Here is a 16,550-nt window from a genome sequence, read left to right on the forward strand (position 1 = left end):
GACAGGTCGGGGCCATGCCGCCAAAAGACCATGAAACGAGGACAGTTGACACGCTTGACGCTCATTGGTGTGGACCACATACTCCGAACACACCAGCGGGCGCGGACACTTGGGCCTGCGCTGACGGATCCCTGGGAGCCGCAGATGACAACCGGAACCAAACCCTCGCTCGTACGACGCCTGCGCCGAGGTGTGGCGCTGGGTGCGGCGGCCGTGCTCGCCACCTTTGTGGCCTTGCCGGCTTGCGCCGGGGCCGTGACCGTACCCGGGCCGCCCTCGGGGTGGACGACGGTCTTCAGCGACGACTTCGCGGGCGCGGCGGGCAGTCAGCCGAACGGGTCCAACTGGATCTACGACACTGGTCCCGGCTCGAACTTCGGCACCGGCGAGATCGAGACGATGACCAACTCGACCAGCAATGTCTACCTGGACGGCAACGGCCATCTGGACATCACCGCCCTGCAGAACGGCGGGAGTTGGACGTCCGGCCGGATCCAGACGCCGAGCGCGAACGTCGGCGCGCCGGCCGGCGGCAAGCTGGAGGTCACCGCGTCGATCATGCAGCCGAACCCGGGGAGCGGCCTGGGCTACTGGCCCGCGTTCTGGATGCTGGGCCCGGGGCAGTGGCCCGAGAACGGTGAGATCGACATCATGGAGGACGTCAACGCGCTCTCCGACGTTGCGGGCACGATCCACTGCGGTGTTCTCCCCGGCGGCCCGTGCAACGAGAGCACCGGCATCGGCAGCGGGCTGCGCGCCTGCCCCGGCTGCCAGGGCGGCTACCACACCTACTCGATCATCCTGGACCGGACGAACACCTCGGCCGAGTCGGTCAGTTGGTACCTCGACGGCAGCCAGTACTTCAGCGTGAACGAGAGCCAGGTCGGTACGGCCACCTGGCAGCAGGCGTTCGACCACAACCTGTCCATCATCTTCGACCTCGCCATCGGCGGCGGCTTCCCCAACGGGCAGTGCGGCTGCAACACGCCGACCGGTGCGACCAGTTCGGGTGCGACGATGAGCGTCGGGTACGTTGCCGCCTACACGACCACCGGTGGCGGCGGTGGCACTGGCGGCGGGGGAGGGGCGATCACCGGCTACGGCGGACTCTGCCTGGACGACCGCTCCGCCAGCACCGCGAACTACAACCCCGTCCAGGTCTACACCTGCAACGGCACCGCCGCCCAGCAGTGGAGCTTCGTCCAGGCGGGAACCACGCTGCACGTGCTGGGCAAGTGCCTGGACGTGAACGGCGGCGGCACCGCGAACGGCACCCTGGTTGATCTCTACGACTGCAACAACACCGGCGCGCAGGTCTGGATACCGCGCTCCGACGGCTCGTTGTACAACCCGCAGTCCAACAGGTGCCTGGACGACACCGGGTGGTCCACCACCCCGGGCACCCAGGTGGAGATCTGGGACTGCACCGGCGGCGCCAACCAGGCCTGGACCCTGCCGACCTGACCTGACCAGACCGCGCGGCCCGTCGGTTTCGGTGGCCACCGACGGTTTACGCCTCGGTAACGTCTCGTTTCCTTACCGGGAGATAACGATCTGCTCCGCATTCCTTGCCTTTGCTGTACGTGGTGGTTCAGGATCCGGCCATGCCGCTCTTCGGGAATCGCCGCTCCCCCACCCCGCGTCTGAAGCCCGAACTCGACGACAAGGAGCTCGGACGAGTTCGCAAACAACTGGACACGTCTCCGATATCGAGCATGAGAGAGATCCAGGCCGATCAGATCGAGCGGATCCTGCGGGCGGCGGGCACGGACTGGGACCGTCGCTCGCATCGGATCAGTGTGCTGGCCGACAAGGCGGCCGACTCCAATCTCTCGCGCTTCTGGCTGCTGCGGAACCCGAAGAACGCCGACGCGTTGCTGTTCCAGGCATGGGTGGACCTGGTGCGGGCCCGCCAGGCGGGTGCCGCGACGGATGCGCAGGTCACGGCCGAACGGTGCTATCGGGCAGCCGAGTTGAGGCAGGAGGATCCGACGCCCTGGGTGGTTTTGCTCGGGCTGATGCGGGTGCAGCGCAGAAGTCAGCGGGAGGTTTTCGCCGTGTGGCAGGAGGTGGTCGATCGCGACCGCAGCCACCGGGAGGCGCACCTGCAGATGCTCGGTTATCTCTCGCCCGAGGAGAGCGGATCGAACTCGCAGGTTCTCGATTTCCTGGATTCGGTGCGATCGCAGGGACTTTGGCAATCTCCGGTCGCTGCCCTGGAGTTGACCGCGGAGTTCGTGCGTTATCGCAGGGCCGCGTCCGGCGGTGGTGTCGGCGAGCTGCTGGCCGACAAGATATGGCACCAAGCGCGTGCGACAGCCGTGCTGGACCACGCGGTCGCCAACTGGAAACCCGGCGTTCTGCGGCACGCGGCGGCGCTGGCCGATCTCAATCTGCTCGCCTACGTCCTCGTCCAGGCCAAGCGCTCGGCCGACGCCGCGGAGATCTTCGGGCAACTGGGCGGGACGGTCACCGCGTGGCCGTGGCAGCTCAGCGGCAACCCGGTCGACGAGTTCACGTACTGGCGCTCGCACGCCACGCGCTGACCGCTGACCGCCGTCTCGCTGTACCACCGGATCACCGTCCCGCCGGACCGCGCTGGGTCACCCGGCCGTCGAAGTGCCGCCCGGGTTGGCCATCAGCGGCTGCCAGACCGGATCGAGGGCGAGGGCGGTCAGCTGTGCCGCGCTCAGCAGCGGAGCGTTGGGGTAGGGCGTGTCCCGGCCGGAGCCCGGGCCCGGGATGTTTCCCGCGCTGATGGTCAACGCGCTCCCGTCAGGCCGATCCAGGGTGGCGGTCCAGTTCTGCTCGCCACCGGCCGCTTGGGCGGGTAGGTAGAGGCTCAGGGACGCGCCGCCGGGCTCCGCCGTGGTGGTGCAGTCGGGGATGCCGCCCGAGCAGGGGCCCACGCTCGCGCGCTGGCCGGGGTGGGCCGGCGCTCGAGTGAGGTTGATTTCGACGCCGCCCGTGTGGTGGCCGTCCGTGGCGGTGTAGGCGGCCGTCAACTGGACAGAGCCGCCGGCCGATCCGTCCTGGGTCATCGCGTTGCTGAGCCGCAGGTCGGCGGGCAGCTCGGCCTTGAACAGCTCCAGCAGCTGGCCACTGGTCACCGGGGCCGGCACCGGGGTCAGCGGTGGCAGCTTGCGCGTAGCAGCCGGCGTTGCTGGGTCGGCCGTCGTCCCCACCGTGCTCGGGCTCGACACGTCGGCCGACGGGCGCAGCTGCAGCGTCAGCACGCCTACGCACGCCATCGCCGCCATGGCCGAGGCACTCGCGACCACCGTGCGCCGACGCTTGCGGCGCCGGCCGCGCTGCGCGGCGCCGATCGCCAGCAGCTCCACCGAGGTCGGCGGCGAGGCTTCGGCGGCCTCCCGCAGGGCATGGCTGAACTCGTCTTCAAAGGGCATGGCAGAAGCCTGCTTCCGGTTCGGGTCTGGTAGGTGAGGGACCATGGCGGCGCAGCGCCAGGTCAGCGCGGCTCGACCGCCGGGCGTGAGCGCTCGGCGAATCCGGTGCCCAGCAGAGCGCGCATCCGGTTCAGGGCGCGGTGGCTGCGCGAACGCACCGCGGTGGAGGTCAGGCGCAGCGCGGCGGCGGTCTCCTCGATGCTGCGGTCCTCCCAGAAGCGCAGCACGAGCACCGCGCGGTCCTGAGCCGAGAGGTCGCGCAGGGCATCCAGCAGGGTGAGCCGCAGTGTCGGATCCCCGTCGTGGACGGCGACCTCGGAAAACTGGAAGGTGACCAGCTCGCTGCTGCTGCGCCGCCGCCGCAGGCTCAGGAAGGTGTTGACCAGGACGGTATGGGCGTACCCGGCCGGATTCTCCAGCCGGGACAGCCGCTTCCAGCGCGGGTACAGCCGGCTCAGCGCCTCCTGCACCAGGTCCTCCGCCAGGTGGGAGTCGCCGCCGGTGAGCAGGTACGCCGTCCGGTAGAGCCGGCCGCCCTGCGCGGCGGCGAAGTCCAGGAAATCGAGCGGGCCCGGTGGCGCCGGTTCCGGTTTGCTCGTCGGTGAGTGGTCCATGCCTGCCTAACGCGGTGGACCGGCGGTGATGTTGCAAGCGGTCGCGGGAAATCTGCCGCGCGGGTGGGCCATGGGGAGCGACAGGTGGGGCTTTCCCCCGGGCGCGGTCTCGGGTTGGCCCTGCCGCTTTCGGGGTGCTGGCGTGATGGCCGCGGTACGTCCCCGGTCCGTAGGTTTCACGGAGTCAGCGCAGGTCACTGCGGGGGGCGACGACCGGCCGGAGAGACCATGCCACACCTCAGCACCACCCCTACCGCCACCGCCGAACCGCGCGCGGGCAGCGACTTCGTGCCCCTGCTGAAGGCGGTCAGGGACCACGGGCTGCTCGACCGCAGGATCGGCTGGTACGGAGGCGGAATCACCGTCAACCTGCTGGCCCTGGTCGGCACGGCCGCCGCCCTGGTACTCGTCGGAGACAGCTGGTGGAGCCTGCTCCTCGCTGTGCCGCTGGCCGTCCTGTGGGCCCGCACCGCCTTCTACGGACACGACGCGGGCCACGCGCAGATCACCCGCGGCAAGCGGGCCGGGCGAGCCGTCGGGCTGCTGCACAGCAATCTGCTGCTCGGGCTGAGCTACGCCTGGTGGAACGACAAGCACAACCGCCATCACGCCAATCCCAACCATGTCGACAAGGACCCGGACGTCGGCGTCGGCGCGCTGGTCTGGACGCAGCAGCAGGCCGGTCAACGCACCGGCTTCGCCCGCTGGTTGACCCGCCACCAGGCCCAACTGTTCGTCCCGATGCTGCTGTTGGAGGGCATCGCGCTGAAGGTGTACGGATTCCAGGACCTCAAGCGCCAGGCACCGCGCGAGCGCACCGTCGAGGCCGTGCTCCTGGCGGCCCATCTCGTCGGCTACGCCGCCCTGTTGCTGACCGTGCTCTCCCCGGGCAAGGCGCTGGCCTTCGCCCTGCTGCACCACGCCCTCTTCGGCCTCCACCTCGGACTCACCTTCGCCCCGAACCACAAGGGCATGGAGATGCCCGACCCGGACGGCGAAGGCTGGGGGCACCTGCGACGCCAGGTGCTCACCTCACGCAACGTGCGCGGCGGCCTCCTCACCGACTGGGTGCTCGGCGGTCTCAACTACCAGATCGAGCACCACCTGTTCCCCAACATGCCGCGCCCCCACCTGCGCCGCGCCCAGCCGCTGGTGCGCGCGCACTGCGAGGCGGTCGGGATCCCGTACGCCGAGACCTCGCTGCTTGACTCCTACCGGCAGGCGCTGCGTCATATGCACGACGTCGGCGCCCCACTGCGCACGGCGGGGCAGTGAGGCGCCGATCAACGGGCCGGTGAGCTGAAGTTGATGATCCGTCAGTTATGCATGGACGCCGACCGGTGCTCGTCGAGCCGGCTCACCGTGGCGTCGCTGTCGGCCCCGGTCGGCTGCGCCCGGTGTGCGTGCTCGTGCTCCAGCCGCTCGCCCTCGATGTCGAGGTTCGGCAGCAGCCGGGCCAGCCACTTCGGCAGCCACCAGGCCGCGTGCCGGGTGAGCGCCAGTACGGCTGGGACGAAGGTCATCCGGATCACGAACGCGTCGATCAGGACGCCGACGGCCAGCGCGAACGCGATCTGCTTGAGGATCAGGCTGTCGGAGCCGAGGAACGAGGCGAAGACCGCGATCATGATCAGCGCTGCGGCGGTGACCACGCGTCCGCTGTGCCGCGCGCCGCTGAGCACGGCGTCGAGCGGCCTCCTGGTGCGGACGTATGCCTCGCGCATCCGGGAGACCAGGAACACCTCGTAGTCCATCGCGAGCCCGAACAGCACCGCGAGCAGCAGGATCGGCAGGAAGCTGCTGACCGGCCCGGCCTTGTCGACGCCGACCAGCCCCGAGAAGTGGCCCAGCTGGAACACGCTGACCACCGTGCCCAGGGTGGCGGCGATCGAGAGCAGGAAGCCCGCGGCGGCCTTGAGCGGGACGACGATCGAGCGGAAGACCAGCAGCAGCAGGAGCAGCGAGAGGCCGACCACGACTGCGGCGAAGGGCACCAGCGCGGAGTTGAGCTTCGCCGCGACGTCGATGCTCACGGCGGTGTTGCCGGTGACCTGGACGGTGGCGCCGGTCTGCTGCTGCAGGGTGTCCCGGTCGGCGCGGATGGTGTTGACCAGGGTCTTGGTCGCCTGGTCGCTGGGAGCGCTGTCCGGGATGACCTGCAGCAGCGCGGTGTGGGTGGCCGGGTTGACGACCGGCTTGCCGACAGCCGCGACATCGGGCAGGCCGCGCAGGGTGGTGGCGAGCTGCTGGGCGGCGGCGGTGGGGTCGGTGCCCGCGCCGGAGGCAGTGCCGGCGCCGGTGTCGGCCAGGACGAGCAGCGGTCCGTTGAAGCCGGGGCCGAACTCCTGGCTGATCCGGTCGTAGGCGAGCCGCTGGGAGGAGGCGGCGGGCGCGGTGGAGTTGTCGGGGAGCGCCAGGCGCAGGTTGTGCGCGGGCCAGGCGAGGGCGCCGACGGCGGCGATCACCAGGACCACCGTGAGCAGCGGACGGCGGGTGACCAGCCGGAACCACCGCTCGGCGGCGTTCGCGGCGGGCTTGCCCCGGGCGCTGCCGCCGTCGTAGCCGCTGTCGACGACGACGGTGGCGCGCTCGCCCGCGCCGACCGCCTGCTCGCGACGCATCGCCCGTGAGCCCGGCTTGGGGGTCAGCCGCTTTCCGGCGAAGCCGAGGACCGCGGGCAGCAGGGTGATCGCGACCAGCACGCCGGTCAGGACCGCCCCGGCTGCGCTCAGCCCCATCGCGGTCAGGAAGGGTATGCCGATGACGGTGAGTCCGGCCATGGCGATGACGACGGTCAGCCCGGCGAACACCACCGCGCTGCCCGCGGTGCCGACCGCCAGCGCGGCCGACTCCTGCGGATCCATGCCGTGCGCGAGTTGGGAGCGGTGCCGGCTGACGATGAAGAGCGCGTAGTCGATGCCGACCGCCAGACCGATCATCAGCGCCAGGCTCTGCGCGGTCGAGGAGATCGTCGCCACCCCGGTCAGCGAGAGCACGCCGAAGACGGCGGTGGCGACGCCGGCGATCGCGGTGATCATCGGCAGGCCGGCGGTGAGCAGCGAGCCGAAGGTCAGCGCGAGGATGAGCAGGGCGACGGCCACGCCGATGACGTCGGTGTTGGACTTGGACGGGGCGTTGCCGAACGCGGCCCCGCCGACCTGCACCTGCATCCCGCTGTGGTCCGCGCCGGCGACGGCGGACTTCAGCGCGTCCAGCGAATCGGGCTGCAGGCCGCTCTGCGCCACCTCGTACTGGACCTGCGCCACTGCGGTACTGCCGTCGGTGGAGACGGTGTGCGTGGTGAAGGGGCTGACGACCTTGGCGACCTGCGGCGCGGACTGCGCGGCCGTGAGGGTGGCGGTGATGGCGGCGCTGTCCGCGGGGTCGGTCACCTTCTGCCCGGCCGGCGCGGTGAACACGAGCTGCGCGCTGGTGCCGGAGGAGGCCGGGAAGTCGGTCTTCATCCGGTCCATCGCCTGCTGCGACTCCGAGCCCGGGATGGTGAAGGTGTTGTCGAGCTTGCCGGTGCCGCCGAAGGCCACCATGCAGGCCACGACCCCCGCGATCACCGCCAGCCAGAGCGCGAGGACGCGTCGCCGGTGGCGGAAGGCGAGGCTCCCGAGGCGGTAGAGGAAGGTGGGCATGGCGGCTCCGTGATCCGTGCGGGTGGTCCGTCAACCGGAGAAGTTGGCAGTCCTGCCACATTAACAAAGTGGCAGGACTGCCAGATCATCCCTGAGGGTGAGATACTCCGAGGGTGGAGACCGCAGCGGAGCCAGGGCGCAGAGAACAGAACAAGCAGCGCACCCACCAGGCGCTGATCCAGGCGGCAGCGCGCCTGTTCCAGGAGAACGGCTACGAGGCGACCACGGTGCGGGACATCGCCGTGGCCGCGGGTGTGGGGGAGCGGACGTTCTTCCGCTACTTCCCGTCCAAGGAGAGCCTGATCCTGCAGCAGTTCCGGGACCTCGTCCCGCTGATCCTGGACGAGCTCCGCAATCGCCCGCCGCAGGAGCCGGCGCTCATCGCGCTGTGCAACGCCGTCCTGGAGGTCTCCCACGGCGACGTCGCGACGATCCTGCTGGCCGGACCGCAGCCGCTGGCCGCCGACCGGGCCGTCCGCGGGGAGCGCCTGCTCCTCTTCGACCTGGAGGAGTCCTTGGCGCAGGTCTTCCTGGAGCGCCTGGCCGTGGACGCCGCCGATCCCGCGGACCCCAATGCTTTGCTCCGCGCGGCCGTGCTGGCCCGGGCGGGGGCGGGTGTGCTGCGCGCCATCCGACTGACCTACGTGCGGCTGCCCGACCCGACTCGCCATGCGGTGGATCTCGGCGAGTTCGTCCGCAAGGCCTTCGCGGTCCTGATCGAGTCGCCCGCGCCCGCGGCCTGAGTTCCCGTCCTGCCGTCCTGCCGGGCGGCGGGCGGCGTGAGCGGACTCTCAAATCCCAGATGCCGACATCATCGGGATGCTCGGTGTATCTTGCTGAGGTGAGGGAAGGAGGTCACCCATGGTGCGGTTGAGTCGGGCCCAGCAGCAGGAGCAGACCCGCGCGGCGGTGCTCGCCGCGGCGCGGACGGAGTTCAGCGAGCGCGGGTACGCGGAGGCGAAAGTCGACCGGATCGCCGAGCGCGCCGAGCTGACCCGTGGCGCGGTGTACTCCAACTTCCCGAGCAAGCGTGCGCTCTACCTGGCGGTGCTGGTCGACCAGGTCGACCGGGTCGAGCCCGGCGCCGGTGACGAGGAGCCGCCGCCGGCGCCGCCGTCCATGGCCGCGGCGCTGGGCGCCTTCGCCCGCGCCTGGCTCCACCAACTGCCGCTGACCGACGACGTACCGGCGTTCCGCCGGGTGCGGCTCGGCGAACTGGGCGGTGTGGTCGACGACGAGCCGGCCCTCGGAGCGCTCGCGCAGGTCACCCGCCTTGAGGCGCTGCTGCTGGCGCTCGCGCTGGAGTCGCGGCTCCCCGCCGGCGCTGCGAGGGAGCGGCAGGTCCGCCGGGCCGAGCTGGTCCTGCGGCTGCTGAACGGTCCGGGCCCGCTGGCCGGCAGCGCGCTCGGCTCCGGCGACCCCTTCGACGTGGCCCACGCGTGCGAGCACCTGGCCGGGCTCCAGCTGGCCGACAGCTGGGACCCGCCGCACCTGCCGTACGTGCGCTCCGCGCGAGCCTGCCAGGATCCGTGGACGCCGCCGGAGGAGCTGCCGGAGCTGCTCACCGGCCGCCGGGTCGGCTTCGCCGAGGACGGCGTGATCGCCGTCCTCGGCACCAGCCGACTGGGCGCCGCCGAGGAGATCGTCCGCGCCGCCCGTCCGGGCGACCGCGTCACCGTGGCCGTGGTGACGAGCGACCCGGCCGAGACCGGACGCCTCGTGCAGCTCAGGATCGGCGACTTCGCCCACTGCCTGCGGCGCGCGTTCGCACCGGACGCCTGGCCGCGCCTGCACCTCGTCCTCGACGACCGCGCCCGACTCGCCGCGGCCGTCGGCGTACCGGATGCCGACGACGCCACCGAGTACGCGGTCCGCGTCCAGGGCGGCGACATCGTCGCGCGGGCCCGCGGACGGGGCGCCGGACACGCCGCGGCCGCCCCCGCCGGCCGGGCCACCCCCACCCCGATGCCACGTGAGACCGCTCCATGACCCGGCCCGTCCCGCCGCACCCGACCGGCACCGACCTGCTGGTGCTGCACGCCCTGCGTGACCCCGGCCGGGAGCAAGCCGCGGCGAGCCGTCACAGGTCGGTCGTGTCGAGGTCCAGGTCGAAGGGCTCGGGAAGTCGAACGCTCGTGCCGAACGGGTGCGGGCCCTCGACGCGGGTGTAGCCGAGGTGTCCGCCGGGCTGCGAGAACAAGGTGCAGGTCCGGGCCTGGCGGTCCACCAGCAGGTAGAGCGGTGCGCCGTACTGGGCGTAGCGGCGGCGCTTGACGATGCGGTCGGTGTCGGCGTTGGTCGGGGAGGTGATCTCGACGACGAGAAGCGTCTGGTGGGGAAGCAACGCGCCTTCTGTCTTGGCGAGTTCGGCCGGGACGACGGCGAGGTCGGGGATGTACCAGTTCTCCGACTGGGGGAGATCGAGGTTGCCGGAGCCCGCGCGCAGGCCCAGGGCACGCATGCGGGGGCCGAGCTGTTCGCGGATCACATCGGCGGCGTTCTCGTGCGCCCAGGACGGGGACATGGGTGTGATGACTCCCTCGATGATCTCGGCGCGGTCTCCGGCGAGGCGTTGAACGGCGTATTTGAGGGCGCGTTCGGGGTCGGCGACGTTGCTGTAGTCCTCATGAGCTGTGGTCATGCGCGGTCCTCCTCTCTTTCGGGTTCGGCGTGTCAAGGGTGGCACCTCGATGGGGGATTGCGGGGGCGGCTCGGCCGGGAGCCGCGTCGCGGGCGCGAGTTGGTGCGGGTGCGAGTTGGTGCGGTGCGCCGAATCTCGGGAGACGGCCTGGTCGTTCCGCTGGTATGTTCACAGGCGTGCGGCGGCTCCTGAGGGTGCTTCCTTCTCCTCTCTTCTTTCTATGACACGAGCGCGCTCCATCCCCGCCGCACCTCAACGTCTCGGTCCCGCCGGCCTCTTGGCCCGGCGGGACTTTCCACACCCAGGCCGGTGCCCAGGCGCAGGCCCTTCCCCGGAGGGGGATCGACGAGTGCCCACGACTGTGACGACCACGCCCGGTGCGCCGATGGCGGCGCGCAGCCTGGGGGCTGTGCTCCTCGCGCGACGGGGCGTCGTCCACCTGCCGACCGCGGCGGCGGGAGCGGGAGCGGCGGCGTCCGCGAGCCGGGCGAGCGGGGCGAGCGGGGTGGCGCTGCTGGAGGCCGACCTGCTCGACCGCGGCTACCTGCTGTCCGGATCGCTGCGGGACGCGCTCGCTTCCCTCACGGACACCGGCCTTTCGGTCGCCGGTCGTGGCTTGCTGGCCGACCTCGATGCCGCTCTCGGCGCGGACCGCGCGCACCTGCCGCTCTTCCGCGACTTTCCCGCGTCGATACCCGCCGACACCTTCGACTTCTACCTGCGACGGGTCCTCTCGGTCCTGCTGCAGGAGCCGGAGCAGCCGTGCGTCCTGTGCGGGCAGCTGGGGTTCGTCCACGCGGTCGCGCCCTGCGCGCATCTGGTCTGCCGTGCGTGCTTCGACGGTGGCGATTTCTCCGCTTGCCCGATCTGCCACCGGCGGATCGATCCCGACGACCCGTTCCTGCAGCCGGCCAGCCCCCGAACGGCCGCCGATCCGCAGCGTGAACTGCCCCAGCGGCTGCGTGTTCTGGCGTTCGGTGGCGGCGGAGCCGAGCTCACCGCGGCCGTGCTGGCGGAGCTCGCCACGCTGTTCGAACGGTCCGGCGCGCTCAGCCCGCAGGACCGTGACGACCTGCTGGTGCTGCTGGCCGAGGCCGGCCGCACCGACCTGTCCTGGCTGCCCGCGGAGATCCCCGGCCGGGAGACGAAGGCGCTGGTGCTCGGCTGGCTGCTGTCGGATGCGCGGAGCCGGGACCTCGCGCTTCCGGTGGTGACCGAACACCTGACCACGGCCACCGATGTACTGCGGCTGGCCTCGGTCCTGTCCGGCGGCGACGCGGGCCTGCTGACCCGTCCGCGGATCCGCGGCCTGCACCGACCACTGCGGCGCGCTCTGCTGACCGCCCTGGACCGCTGTGATCCGACCACAGCGGCGGAGGAGATGCGCCGCCACCGCGGCCGCTGGCTGCGGCTGGCCGAGCAGCTGCACGTGTTCGAGTACGCCGAGCGCTATCCGCGCGCCGCCCTTGCTGTTGCCGCGCTGAGGGAGACCCGGCTGAGCGAGGACAGCCTCTCCGACACCCTGCGCGCCGCAGCGCGGATCGGTGGTTCCGGTGGATCCGACGGTTCCGGTGGGCCCGACGGCGCCGGCGATGCCCGGGGACGGGTCGTGCTGCCGAGTTGGGGCCGCCAGGTCGAGCGGGCGCTGGCCGAGCAGGACCTTCCCGCGGCGCTCGCCCAGCTGACCCAGCGCCCGGGCGAGCTGCTGCGGCGGCTGGACCTGATGCTGCGGCTGGCCGGCGGTGACGCCGAGCAGTCGCGGGCGGTGCTCGCCGCGACGCGGGCGGCCGCGCCGCGGGTCTCCCCGGCGGTGCTGCTGTCGGCACTCGGAGCGCTGCGCGCCCGCCGGGGGCCGACAGCGACTCACCGCGTCTTCTTCCCCAAGGGCGGCACCGCGAAGGCGCACATCATCGCCGACAAGCGCGCCCCGGTGCCGGCCGCCGCGGTGGAGGAGGCCGTGCGGGTGCTGGCCGAGGAGGCCGCGCGTCGGGCCGGGTGCGCGGGCGGCGTCGAGCTGGCCGTGATCGACGCCGAACTCGACGGCATCCTCGCGCCCTTCGCCGAGCGGACGGCCTCCCGCGCGCTGCTGACCCTGCCACGCGGCAGCGAGCTGCCCGTGCCGGCGGGCCGCTCGCTGCGCCTCTTCGTGCACTGGATGGAGGACGAGGAGCACGGGCGGGTGGACCTGGACCTCGCACTCGCGATGTTCGACGCGGACTGGCAGCACCTCGGTACCTGCGACTACACCGCGCTTCGCTTCGCCGACGCGGGAGCCGTCCACTCCGGTGACCTGACCAGCGCGCCGCCGCCCGACGGCGCGAGCGAGTTCGCCGATCTGGACCTGGACCTCCTCGCCGGGGCCGGCGTGCGCTATGTCGTGGCGGTGTGCTTCTCGTACAACAATGTCGCCTTTGAGGACATGGCCGAGGCCTTCGCCGGTGTCCTGGTGCGTTCCGAGGCCGGCGAGGTGGGGGCCGTCTTCGATCCCCGGGCGGTGGAGCAGCGGTTCGACCTGGTCGGCCGGGCGCGGACGAGCGTGCCGTTCGTCTTCGACACGGCGGCCCGCTCCCTGCGCTGGCTCGATGTCGTCCACGGTGTCACCGGTACCGACCACGCGGTCCACCGGCACCAGGACGAACTGGCCGTGCTGGCACGTGAGTTGACCGCGCTGTACAGCTCGGGCGCCCGCGTCGGCCTGGGCGAGCTGGCTGTGTGGAACGCTGCCACCCGCGCCCGAACGGTGCTGGTCCGCCACGTCGACGGCTCCGCCACCCGGTACGACCGCCGTGCGGGCGAGCAGGTCGCGGCCTTCGCGGCCCGGATCTCCTCGCCGGACCACGACGGGAGTGGCGAGCAGGGGAGTGCCGAGCAGGCCTTGGCTTCGACGCCCGCTCAACTTGCCTATCTGGTTCGCGGTGACCTGCGGCTGGCGCCGGGCGCCGAGGTCTACGCCCTGTACCCGTCGGCGATCGAGTCCAGCCGGGTCCGGCTGCTCACGGCCGCCGACGTGGTGAGCGCGCTGAAGCCGTCGGCCTGACCCGGGGCCTGTGAGCCCCGCGTGGCGATCCGGTGCGTTGCGGGCGCGGCGGCGCGCGGCGATGATCGAGTGGACGGACGTGGTGCGCGCAGGTCGTCCGGTCGTCCGGTCATCATCGTCCGGTCATCGAGGGAGTCGACATCATGACTACACCACTCGAATCAGCCGCACAGGACCCGCAGGATCTCCTGGCCGGTCTGGGGAAGTCGTGGCAGTGGGCCTTCGGCTTCGGCGTGCTCACGATCGTCGCGGGGATCGTGCTGCTCTGCTGGCCGGAGGAGACCACCCGGGTCGTCGCGATCATCATTGGCCTGCAGTTGCTTGTTGCGGGGGTCGCTCGCTTCGTGACAGCCTTCTCTCACGATGGGTCCACCACCGGCGCCCGCGCCATGTACGTGTTCCTGTCGCTGCTGTCGATCATCGCCGGCGTCCTGTGCCTGCGGCACCAGGTGCAGACGGTCGCCCTGCTCGCCCTCGTCGTCGGCGTCTTCTGGCTGGTGGGCGGAGTCGTCACCCTGTTCGTGGCGCTCACCGAGCGCGACCTGCCCTCCCGAGGGCTGTCGATCTTCGTTGGCCTGCTCGGAACCGTCGCCGGAATCTTCGTCCTCAGCTACCCGGTCGAGTCGGCGGTCGCCCTCGCCCGCCTGCTGGGCGTGTGGCTGCTGCTGCTCGGTCTGGTCGAGGCCGGCGTCGCGCTGATGCTGCGCTCGGTGCTGCGCCGGACGCTGCCGCGCGAGCCCTGAGGAGGGCGGGACGGCCCGGACGGCACACCTCGGGCGCGAGCGCCTCACCAGAACCCTGACGTTCTGGTTGCGTCCGGCGTTCGCGCTGCGCGTCCTCAACCGCTTCCAGCGGATCGCGGGCTTCGACCGCTCGATGGCCCTGGCCTCCAGCGCGCTGACCGCGCTGATCCCGCTCACGATCCTCAGCGGCATCGTGCTGAGCCGTTCCGGACACCAGGACATCGCGGACCGGATCGTCAACCGCTACGGCCTCAGCGGGGGCGGTGCGGAGGCGGTCAGGAAGCTGTTCGAGCCGGCCGGGGAGGCCACCAGCCTGGGCGTCCTCGGGTCGGTGTTCCTGGTGCTCTCGGCGCTGAGCTTCACGCGGGCCGCGCAGCGGCTGCTGGAGCAGACCTGGGAGCTCAAGCCGCTCAGCATGCGCAACACGCCGAACGGCCTGCGCTGGGTCCTCGGCCTCACGGCCTACCTGCTGGTCTCCGGCTGGATCCAGGTCGTTCTGGGCCGTGGGCGCCTTCAGCTGGCAGCCGCGGTGTGCGAGGTGCCGCTGACGGCGGTGTTCCTGGTCTGGAGCGGCTGGGTGCTCTGCGCGAAACGCGTTGCCTGGCGGGAGTTCCTGGCGTTCGGTGTACTCGCGGCGGTCCTCGGTTCGGTCTACTCGGTCGGCGCGACCGTCTACCTTCCGCATCTCTTCAACTCCTACGCCACCCGCTACGGCGCGGTGGGCGCGGTCCTCGCGATGATCTCGGCGCTCTTCGGGGCCATGCTGGTGCTGGTCGGATCGGCGGCGCTGGGGCGCGAGGTGACCGACGAGCTCGGCCGGATCCGCCAGGGGCAGCGGCCCGCCGACGACGAGGTGCGGCGCGAGTGGGACAACCTGGTCGACCAGATGCGATCGCGCTGGCGCTCCACCCGACGGCAGTTGTCCACCCGCCGCGATCGCGACGACCGCAGGCACCGTCCCTGACAAAGCGGTCGGAGCGGACAGAGCAATCTGGAAACGAGAAGATAAAATTCTGAGTTGATATAAAAATGACCGCCGTGCGCATATCGAATGATATTCGAGAATAGTCGGCATGGGTGTATTTGCGGGGCGGCAAAGGGTAGGGTGAATTCGGACGTTGACGAACCTACCGGTCCCCGTCCGCATCAATGCGGCATGCACGCGCGCATGCACGGCCGCGGTCGAAAGGCGAGCGAGTTCGGTGGACGGAACCTTGGACAGCCCGGTGAATGCAGAGGCGGCTCTGCTGTCGGCTTTCGCCGCGGAGGCCAGGGGGAACCCTTATGCCCCGCTCGCGGAACTCAGAAGCATTGACCCCGCCTATTGCCACGAGACTCTGGGGACCAGGTTCCTGACCAGGTTCGCCGACTGCCAGGCCGCGCTGGCCGACCCCGGCTTCGTGGTTCCCGATCGGGACTGGCTCGTCCGGGAGCGGCCCGAGTGGGTGGGGTATCCGGCTGCGGATTTCTTCTACTCCTCGCTGCTCGGCACGAACGGGGTCGGCCATGAGCGGTTGCGGCGGCCGCTGCTCGGGGCGTTCGGTGCCCGGCGGGTCGCGGCGCTGTCGGCGAGCGTGGAGAAGATCGCGGATGAGCTGCTCGACCGGTTCGCCGACCTGTCGTCGGACGGCGGTGCGGCGGACTTCCAGGCGCTGGTGGGGTATCCGCTGCCGGTCGCCGTGGTCGGTGAGCTCATCGGTGTGCCACGCGAGGACCAGGCGCAGTTCCACCTGCTGGGGCAGGGCGCGGGGCGGCTGCTGGAGCCGGTGCGGACGGCGGCGGACTGGGAGCGCGCCGATCACGCGGTGCTGGCCCTGCGCGAGTACTTCGCCGCCCTGCTGCGCGAGCGGCGGGCCAGGTCGACCGAGGATCTGGCGTCGACCCTGCTCGCCCAAGTCGGATCCGGGGAGGCGAAGTTGACGGAGCATGAGCTGGTGGACCTGCTGCTGCTGGTCTTCGTCGCGGGCTTCGAGACGACGGCGGGCCTGCTCGGTCTTTCGGTGTTCGCGCTGCTCACCCACCCGGACCAGTTGGCGCTGCTGCGAGCCGATCCCGGCCTGCTGTCCGGCGCGGTGGAGGAGTCGCTGCGCTGGGACGGGCCGGTGCTGATGACGGAGCGCCTCGCCGCCCGCCCGATGGAGGTGGGCGGGGTCGCGGTCCCGGCCGGCGGCAGCGTCACGGCGGTGCTCGGCGCCGGGAACCGCGATCCGCAGCGGTATCCGGACCCGGACGCCTTCCTGGTGCGGCGGCCGGACGTCCGGGTGCTCAGCTTCGGCGCGGGGGCGCACCACTGCCTCGGTGCGGCGCTGGCCCGGCTGGAGGGGGCCGTGCTGCTCGGGCGGCTGGTCGCCAGATTCCCCGCTCTCGCGCTCGCCGGGCCGCCGGTGCGGCGGGAGTCGGCCTGCCTGCGCTCGTTCGACAGCCTCCCGCTGGTCACCACCGGCTAGCGGTCGCTGCAAGCCCG

Annotated in this window: 13 protein-coding genes; 9 read left to right on the plus strand and 4 right to left on the minus strand. The window is 71.4% G+C overall.

Annotation, left to right across the window (positions count from 1 at the left end; all coding sequences use genetic code 11):
- Positions 1-144 precede the first annotated feature (144 nt).
- Together P3T34_RS37305 and P3T34_RS37310 are read left to right on the plus strand one after the other, a co-directional pair.
- Positions 145-1,464, plus strand: a complete 1,320-nt coding sequence (locus P3T34_RS37305; protein WP_280670887.1) for a ricin-type beta-trefoil lectin domain protein — start codon at positions 145-147, stop codon at positions 1,462-1,464.
- Between the two features lie 119 nt (positions 1,465-1,583).
- On the plus strand, positions 1,584-2,546 hold the full coding sequence (locus P3T34_RS37310; protein ID WP_280672637.1) for a hypothetical protein: 963 nt from the start codon (positions 1,584-1,586) through the stop codon (positions 2,544-2,546).
- A gap of 57 nt (positions 2,547-2,603) precedes the next feature.
- On the opposite strand, the gene P3T34_RS37315 is transcribed toward P3T34_RS37310, so the two are convergent.
- Both P3T34_RS37315 and P3T34_RS37320 read right to left on the minus strand, forming a co-directional pair.
- Complete coding sequence (locus P3T34_RS37315) at positions 2,604-3,407, minus strand: hypothetical protein (protein WP_280670889.1); 804 nt, start codon at positions 3,405-3,407, stop codon at positions 2,604-2,606.
- A 62-nt stretch (positions 3,408-3,469) separates the two neighbouring features.
- Positions 3,470-4,021: a SigE family RNA polymerase sigma factor gene (locus P3T34_RS37320; RefSeq protein ID WP_280670891.1), complete on the minus strand. Its 552-nt coding sequence runs from the start codon at positions 4,019-4,021 to the stop codon at positions 3,470-3,472.
- Positions 4,022-4,249: 228 nt separating this feature from the next.
- Here P3T34_RS37320 and P3T34_RS37325 point away from each other — a divergent pair, with 228 nt between their 5' ends.
- Positions 4,250-5,296, plus strand: a complete 1,047-nt coding sequence (locus tag P3T34_RS37325; protein ID WP_280670893.1) for an acyl-CoA desaturase — start codon at positions 4,250-4,252, stop codon at positions 5,294-5,296.
- A gap of 41 nt (positions 5,297-5,337) precedes the next feature.
- Here P3T34_RS37325 and P3T34_RS37330 read toward each other — a convergent pair whose 3' ends face one another.
- Positions 5,338-7,665: an MMPL family transporter gene (locus tag P3T34_RS37330; RefSeq protein WP_280670895.1), complete on the minus strand. Its 2,328-nt coding sequence runs from the start codon at positions 7,663-7,665 to the stop codon at positions 5,338-5,340.
- A 113-nt stretch (positions 7,666-7,778) separates the two neighbouring features.
- On the opposite strand from P3T34_RS37330, the gene P3T34_RS37335 reads away from it, so the two are divergent.
- Both P3T34_RS37335 and P3T34_RS37340 read left to right on the plus strand, forming a co-directional pair.
- A complete protein-coding gene (locus P3T34_RS37335; protein ID WP_280670897.1) occupies positions 7,779-8,408 on the plus strand; it encodes a TetR family transcriptional regulator in 630 nt (209 codons plus the stop codon).
- Between the two features lie 118 nt (positions 8,409-8,526).
- Positions 8,527-9,654 carry a helix-turn-helix domain-containing protein gene (locus P3T34_RS37340; RefSeq protein ID WP_280670899.1) on the plus strand — a complete coding sequence of 376 codons (1,128 nt, stop codon included), beginning with the start codon at positions 8,527-8,529 and terminating at the stop codon, positions 9,652-9,654.
- A gap of 91 nt (positions 9,655-9,745) precedes the next feature.
- On the opposite strand, the gene P3T34_RS37345 is transcribed toward P3T34_RS37340, so the two are convergent.
- Positions 9,746-10,306, minus strand: coding sequence for a Uma2 family endonuclease (locus P3T34_RS37345; RefSeq protein ID WP_280670901.1), 561 nt, complete (start codon positions 10,304-10,306; stop codon positions 9,746-9,748).
- A 349-nt stretch (positions 10,307-10,655) separates the two neighbouring features.
- On the opposite strand from P3T34_RS37345, the gene P3T34_RS37350 reads away from it, so the two are divergent.
- The 4 genes from P3T34_RS37350 to P3T34_RS37365 all read left to right on the plus strand — a co-directional run bounded on the left by P3T34_RS37350 (position 10,656) and on the right by P3T34_RS37365 (position 16,533).
- The gene (locus tag P3T34_RS37350; protein WP_280670902.1) at positions 10,656-13,343 is read left to right on the plus strand and encodes an MXAN_6230/SCO0854 family RING domain-containing protein; all 2,688 of its coding nucleotides are present in this window, start codon (positions 10,656-10,658) and stop codon (positions 13,341-13,343) included.
- A 143-nt stretch (positions 13,344-13,486) separates the two neighbouring features.
- On the plus strand, positions 13,487-14,086 hold the full coding sequence (locus P3T34_RS37355) for a DUF308 domain-containing protein (protein ID WP_280670904.1): 600 nt from the start codon (positions 13,487-13,489) through the stop codon (positions 14,084-14,086).
- Positions 14,087-14,153: 67 nt separating this feature from the next.
- Positions 14,154-15,050 carry a YhjD/YihY/BrkB family envelope integrity protein gene (locus P3T34_RS37360; protein WP_280670906.1) on the plus strand — a complete coding sequence of 299 codons (897 nt, stop codon included), beginning with the start codon at positions 14,154-14,156 and terminating at the stop codon, positions 15,048-15,050.
- Positions 15,051-15,288: 238 nt separating this feature from the next.
- A complete protein-coding gene (locus tag P3T34_RS37365) occupies positions 15,289-16,533 on the plus strand; it encodes a cytochrome P450 (RefSeq protein WP_280670908.1) in 1,245 nt (414 codons plus the stop codon).
- Positions 16,534-16,550: the final 17 nt, after the last annotated feature.

The sequence above is a fragment of the Kitasatospora sp. MAP12-44 genome, assembly GCF_029892095.1.
In the GTDB taxonomy this organism is placed as follows: Bacteria; Actinomycetota; Actinomycetes; order Streptomycetales; family Streptomycetaceae; genus Kitasatospora.

Excerpts from the sequence above, each read along its gene's own strand:
- P3T34_RS37305 (WP_280670887.1), top strand. The coding sequence starts at position 145 with ATGACAACCGGAACCAAACCCTCGCTCGTACGACGCCTGCGCCGAGGT.
- P3T34_RS37315 (WP_280670889.1), bottom strand. The coding sequence starts at position 3,407 with ATGCCCTTTGAAGACGAGTTCAGCCATGCCCTGCGGGAGGCCGCCGAA.
- P3T34_RS37320 (WP_280670891.1), bottom strand. The coding sequence starts at position 4,021 with ATGGACCACTCACCGACGAGCAAACCGGAACCGGCGCCACCGGGCCCG.
- P3T34_RS37325 (WP_280670893.1), top strand. The coding sequence starts at position 4,250 with ATGCCACACCTCAGCACCACCCCTACCGCCACCGCCGAACCGCGCGCG.
- P3T34_RS37330 (WP_280670895.1), bottom strand. The coding sequence starts at position 7,665 with ATGCCCACCTTCCTCTACCGCCTCGGGAGCCTCGCCTTCCGCCACCGG.
- P3T34_RS37340 (WP_280670899.1), top strand. The coding sequence starts at position 8,527 with ATGGTGCGGTTGAGTCGGGCCCAGCAGCAGGAGCAGACCCGCGCGGCG.
- P3T34_RS37345 (WP_280670901.1), bottom strand. The coding sequence starts at position 10,306 with ATGACCACAGCTCATGAGGACTACAGCAACGTCGCCGACCCCGAACGC.
- P3T34_RS37355 (WP_280670904.1), top strand. The coding sequence starts at position 13,487 with ATGACTACACCACTCGAATCAGCCGCACAGGACCCGCAGGATCTCCTG.